This window comes from Allobosea sp. P4_E12, assembly GCF_056401655.1.
Genome location: NZ_JBFUIY010000092.1, coordinates 1 through 5,173 on the forward strand (window position 1 = coordinate 1; position 5,173 = coordinate 5,173).

Sequence of the window (5,173 nt, forward strand, 5' to 3'; positions counted from 1 at the left end):
AGGGCGGATAGCCGCGCTCCTCGCTCCTCGGTGTAGCTGTCGATAATAGCCGAAAGGTCGAGCCCTTCGCGCACCGTGTCACGGACGAAATGCGCCAGGTGACCGGGCGGCACGAACTCATGCAGCGAAGGCGGCAAAAGCCAGCCCTGATCGACATCCCAAGAGCGAAACACTTTGGCCATGAGCCAGTGAATCATCCCGAAGCCACCCCGTCCAGAGGATTACTCGGACGGGCTCCTAGGGGTGGGCGACCAGTCCGATAGAGCGGCAAGCTGGAGCAGTCGCTCCGGGAGATTAGCCTTGGTCACCAGCAGAGCCCCAGTACAGTTCGAGAGCGCGTAACAGGTGGGCACCGGCCCATAGCCGGCACGGATCCGATCACCTTTATTCACACGTCCACCAGCTACATATTTGCGTCGGCGATCAGCGGCAATGCACGGTAAAATGTGCCCGCCGGCACGACCACGCTCACCGGTGCCCTGTTGCCCCGCCCGCTATGTCGATTTACCGCTTCTTAACCACGGCGGGCGCCATCCTAAGATGTCCATCAGAGCCGGGGGGCCTGGAAAGGACCGTGACCATGCGAGCGCTCGATGCTGTTAAAGCCGTCGTGGATCAGTTCGTTGGCCTGCCAGTTGCCTTTGTCGAACGCCAGCTGATCCTGGCCACGCTGCGGGAAACCGGCGGCAACCGCACCCATGCCGCCTCACTACTCGGCATCTCCATCCGCACGTTGCGTAACAAAATCACGTTGTACGCAGCGGACGGCTACAATGTACCAGAACCTGTACATCCAGCGGCACAATGAGCACGCGATGTCCCTTGCCTCGCCGCAGCAAACCTCGTCTCCTCCGCAAACATGGCCGGCCTCCTGCGCTGCCTGGTGCAGAAAGGCGTTGCAGCCCGTCGACATAAGGGAGGTCTACGAAGTAGCCCTTCTCATCCTTGAACAGCAGCAAGGCGCTGTGCCGGACGCAGAAGCAACTTTCAAGGCCGCCCGATCCGCAATTGAACGGAACCTGGCATAGCGAGCACTCTCACCGTGTTGGCTCGTTCATTTTCCTGTCGCGCCGAACCAATCACGGGGCCCACAAGTGCCACATCGTGGCTTGCCAAGAGCCACTCGGCCAGTCGACGATTGCTTTGACCAGCAGGGCATAAGCTCAATTAGGCCTTAATCGCGCCCGAACACTGCGCAGAGGGCCCGTCACAAGAACTGCGCGAATGGACTCTGGCGTAGCTGTGCAGCAGGATCAGGCAAAAATTCCAAAATAGGGGGGTGGATTTTGGCCACATCCGAGGAGTCCTCGAGGCCTGCCGCCGTCGACTATGGGGCAGCGACGATAGCCTTCGACGGCGTCGGCGGCCTCCTGCACGGGAACGGCCTCTACAGCATCGTTTTGATTACCAGTCGCCCCACCGTGATGCGCGACCAGACCGTCCCCATCGTCCCGGTCGTTTCGTGCCAGCTTCAGAGTAGCCGTGAGGGGCTCCTATCCCTCAAGAAGGCAATCGACGACTTGCTCTTGGCCACCTCCGCGCCTCACGGTCAGGCGCAGTGACGGACCCGTGCTTCTGGCCGTCAGCTACGTGTTGCTGCTGGAATGGCTGCAGCAACATCCGGCGAATCGCTCCCCGATCTTTACAGCATCCTTGCCTCGATCGCGGGGAGCGCTGCTGCACCGCTGGACACGTGCTGGACGCCCTCCGTCGAAGCCGGCGAGCGTATTGGCCAAGAATGGACCGACGCTTCCTCACTCGACTTCTCTAAAGCATGCGCGGTGACATTCATAAGCGGGCGCGGGCTGGAGTTTCGCGCCTGACACGGATACCGTCGCGATAGCGTCAAGTGTCGGGTGCTAAAGCCATGCCATCGCCCAATATGCATCCTGCCGCCCCGCACCATTTGCCGGCATTCATCACGACACCAGGAGAGAGCGACTATCTCATGGTCGCGATGGCGGTGCTCCTCGTCGTCGCGGTCCTGACGGTTGGCATCATCTTCTTCCGCCTGCATACATTACCAGAGCGGATGGCGCACAAATCCCACAAGATCCAATTCGAGATTGTCGCAGTCCTTGGGCTCTTGGCGCTGTTCACGCATATCCACCTTTTCTGGGTGGCCGGGCTTCTGCTGGCGCTCATCGAGTTTCCCGATTTCTCTGGCCTCTTCGGACGCATGGCTCACGCTCTCGAGCGAATAGCAGGCTCGGCGCCTCGCCGCGGCGCCGGCTCACCAGTTGAGCCCCCTCATCCATTAAATTCCCGAACGAAGCCGGTCGAGCCCGCCCCGAAAGGCCATGCCCCGCAAAAGGCGCCAAGCCATGCTTGAGCTACTGTTCTGCTCGCTTTTGACGGTCCTGCCGGACTACCTATTCCGCCGCTACGGTCAGGGTCGTCGTATCGGCAAGGAGATCACGCTGTTCTCGGTCTGGTTCGAACTGCGCTGGGGCATCACGGCCTGCGCCATGCTGACCATCGGGTTGATCACGGTGATCTTCTACAATCACCCCTCGACCACGAACGCGACCCTGCTCTTCAGGGCCGTGCCGATCATGCCGGAGAACAGGGGAAAGGTCGCCGAGGTCTTTGTCGGGCTCAGCGGCAGGGTTGAAAAAGGAATGCCCCTCTTCCGCCTCGACAGCAGCGAGCAGGAAGCGGCGGCCGAGACCGCCCGCCGCAGGATTGCCGAAGCAGAAGCTGCGCTTGCCGTCGCGCGGTCCGACCTTGCCTCGAGTGAATCGAAGACCCAGGAGGCGAGAAGCGACCTCCAGCAGGCGCAGGATGAATTGCGGACCAAGCAGGAATTGATGCGACGGAACGCGAATGTCGTCGCGCAGCGTGAGATCGAGAGGCTGGAGGTCCGTGTCGCCGGCCGAGAAGCCGCCTTGAACTCGGCGACCGCGGCGCACGATACCGCACAGATCCGGATCTCGACGCTGCTGCCGGCGCAGAAGGAAAGTGCTCAGGCGGCCCTGGCTTTGGCCCAGATCGATATCGACAAGACCCTGATCAAAGCCGGCTTCACCGGTCGCGTCGAACAATTTGCGCTTCGTGCCGGCGATCTCGTCAACCCGAACATGCGCGCGGGCGGCGTCCTGATCCCCGAGGAGGCCGGGCGCTCCTCGTTGCAGGCGGGCTTCTCCCAGATCGAGGCGCAGATCATGAAGGTGGGCATGGTTGCGGAGGCCACCTGCATCTCGAAGCCCTGGGTCATCATTCCGATGGTGGTGACCGGGCTGCAGGATTTTATCGCAGCCGGGCAGTTTCGCGGCGGCGAGCAGCTGATCGATGTTCAGCAAATTGCCAAGCCAGGCACGATCCTGACATTTCTCGAGCCGCTCTATCCCGATGGACTCGACGGGGTGACGCCGGGCAGCAGCTGTATCGTCAATGCCTATTCGAGCAACCACGACCGCATCGAGGCGAAGGACACCCGCTCCGTCAAAAAAGTCGTTCTACATGCGGTCGATGCAGTCGGGCTGGTTCATGCCATGCTCCTGAGGATCCAGGCGCTGGTCCTGCCCATTCAAACCTTGGTTTTCTCTGGACACTAAGCGGCAAATACTCGGAGAGCGCTGGGAGGCCGGCGGTGCTCCACCATGGAGGCTTTTAGGCGGGTAGCGCGAACATGATCGGCTTATTTCGCGCACCAAGCTCCCGTGTGGCGCCAACAGGGCCCGGGTCACTTTCCGAAGCGGCGCATCATCGACGGCACCCACCCGCATCAGCTACAGATCCCGGTGCCCGGAACGGGGCTCGGGCGCTCGCTGGTTCCGTGGTGGCATGGTGTCGTGGCCACGATTGGCAGAATCGACCGTTCTCACCAACCGGTCGCTCCTATTCCCGCTTCTGCTTTCCAAACACTGCTGATGCTGAAGGCTTCGCCGCGGACTTGGGAGGCGAGGCCCTGATATGAACGAAAACATCCTGCCCGCCATCGTCCGGCCGAACAAAGCCAAAGCCTTTAGTCGCCATGACGCACCTTTCCATCAATCGATGATCCAACATTGCATGGCACGATGAACGTCCACACGAATTCCCGACTTAGGCGGTCGCTCTGGGATCTCGGACGTCTTAGCCTAGATTGATGCGTTCGCATTCGCGCGCTGTCTTGAACAAGGACCCCAAAATGCTCCGTTCGATCACATTCGCCGGCTTCATCGGCCTCGGCCTTTCACTCGCAGGCTGCAACCCTGAGTCTCAGTCGCACCGCACGCTTGGCGGCGCCGCCATTGGCGCTGGCGGTGGTGCGCTCATCGGTGGGATCGCGGGCGGCGGACGTGGTGCCGCGATCGGTGCCCTTGCTGGTGGCGTGACCGGTGCGGTGGTCGGCCGGGCAACGACCCCGAACAACTGCATCTTCCAGGACACGAGCGGCCGCCGCTTCACCGGCCCCTGCCCGTAAAGCGACCTGAGCCCACCTGTCGGGCCAATCAGCCGCTCCGCAGGGGCGGCTGTTGCGCGGGGGCCGATGTGTCCGTCGTGACATAGGTATAGGGCGCCCCCGGCTCCGGGCTGCGCGGTCCGGCCGTGATCACGCCGGCCCGTTTTAGCGCCGCAACGGTGTCTCGGTTCCGTTTGCGGGCCGTTCTCGCGTTTTGCCGGGCAGACCGGGAGGGTGTTAGGCGAAGGGTGGGCCGGTAGCTCAACGGTTAGAGCTCGCTGCTCATAACAGCGCCGGTGCCGGTTCGAATCCGGCCCGGCCCACCATTTTCCTCTCAATGGCCTTGCCATCCGCGTTCTCTCGGCGTTGTCACTCCGGCGTGGCGGAGAGCTGTGTGGATGGGCGGGCATGAGCCAGTCGACCATCAGCTATAGACGCCATCGATTTCCGCCTGCGATCATTGCTCATGCGGTGTCGCTGTATTTTCGCTTTCCCCTGAGCCGTCGCCTTGTCGAGGAGATGCTGCCGGAGCGCGGCATTGCTGGTGAGCGCTGTTCTCAGGCCACAGCCTTGAGCTGCGTCTCTGCGTAAGCCCAGGGCATCAGGTCGTCGATCTGGCTCTGGGGATGGCCGGCGACGATGCGGGCGAGGACGTCGGCGAGATAGTATTGCGGATCGACGCCGTTGAGCTTGGCCGTTTCCACGAGTGAGGCGATCACGGCCCAGTGCTCGGCGCCGCCGTCAGATCCGGCAAAGAGCGCGTTCTTGCGGTTCAAAGCGATGGGC

Annotated in this window: 5 protein-coding genes, 1 tRNA gene and 3 pseudogenes; 6 read left to right on the forward strand and 3 right to left on the reverse strand. The window is 62.1% G+C overall.

Annotation, left to right across the window (positions count from 1 at the left end; translation table 11 throughout):
• Positions 1–182 (reverse strand): annotated as a pseudogene (locus AC1DW9_RS36080) (IS5/IS1182 family transposase); the annotation flags it as partial.
• Between the two features lie 398 nt (positions 183–580).
• Here AC1DW9_RS36080 and AC1DW9_RS36085 point away from each other — a divergent pair.
• From AC1DW9_RS36085 to AC1DW9_RS36095, 3 genes are all read left to right on the forward strand, one after another.
• Entirely contained in the window at positions 581–808 is a 228-nt protein-coding gene (locus AC1DW9_RS36085) for a helix-turn-helix domain-containing protein (RefSeq protein WP_441508953.1), read from the forward strand.
• A gap of 1,059 nt (positions 809–1,867) precedes the next feature.
• Positions 1,868–2,332, forward strand: a complete 465-nt coding sequence (locus AC1DW9_RS36090; RefSeq protein WP_441508952.1) for a hypothetical protein — start codon at positions 1,868–1,870, stop codon at positions 2,330–2,332.
• Positions 2,325–3,557, forward strand: coding sequence for an HlyD family secretion protein (locus tag AC1DW9_RS36095; protein WP_476855378.1), 1,233 nt, complete (start codon positions 2,325–2,327; stop codon positions 3,555–3,557). Before AC1DW9_RS36090 ends, AC1DW9_RS36095 begins: the two co-directional genes overlap by 8 nt.
• A 349-nt stretch (positions 3,558–3,906) precedes the next feature.
• Here AC1DW9_RS36095 and AC1DW9_RS36100 read toward each other — a convergent pair.
• Positions 3,907–3,993: pseudogene (locus AC1DW9_RS36100) on the reverse strand (cold-shock protein); the annotation flags it as partial.
• A 139-nt stretch (positions 3,994–4,132) separates the two neighbouring features.
• On the opposite strand from AC1DW9_RS36100, the gene AC1DW9_RS36105 reads away from it, so the two are divergent.
• The 3 genes and pseudogenes from AC1DW9_RS36105 to AC1DW9_RS36115 all read left to right on the forward strand — a co-directional run.
• Positions 4,133–4,408, forward strand: a complete 276-nt coding sequence (locus AC1DW9_RS36105; RefSeq protein WP_441508950.1) for a YMGG-like glycine zipper-containing protein — start codon at positions 4,133–4,135, stop codon at positions 4,406–4,408.
• Between the two features lie 229 nt (positions 4,409–4,637).
• Positions 4,638–4,713: transfer RNA gene (locus tag AC1DW9_RS36110), tRNA-Ile, on the forward strand.
• Between the two features lie 82 nt (positions 4,714–4,795).
• A pseudogene (locus tag AC1DW9_RS36115) lies at positions 4,796–4,927 on the forward strand (IS6 family transposase); the annotation flags it as partial.
• A gap of 17 nt (positions 4,928–4,944) precedes the next feature.
• Here AC1DW9_RS36115 and AC1DW9_RS36120 read toward each other — a convergent pair.
• A partial coding sequence (locus AC1DW9_RS36120) for a transposase domain-containing protein (RefSeq protein ID WP_476855379.1) occupies positions 4,945–5,173 on the reverse strand: 229 nt, incomplete at its 5' end.

Excerpts from the sequence above, each read along its gene's own strand:
- AC1DW9_RS36085 (WP_441508953.1), top strand. The coding sequence starts at position 581 with ATGCGAGCGCTCGATGCTGTTAAAGCCGTCGTGGATCAGTTCGTTGGC.
- AC1DW9_RS36090 (WP_441508952.1), top strand. The coding sequence starts at position 1,868 with ATGCCATCGCCCAATATGCATCCTGCCGCCCCGCACCATTTGCCGGCA.
- AC1DW9_RS36095 (WP_476855378.1), top strand. The coding sequence starts at position 2,325 with ATGCTTGAGCTACTGTTCTGCTCGCTTTTGACGGTCCTGCCGGACTAC.
- AC1DW9_RS36105 (WP_441508950.1), top strand. The coding sequence starts at position 4,133 with ATGCTCCGTTCGATCACATTCGCCGGCTTCATCGGCCTCGGCCTTTCA.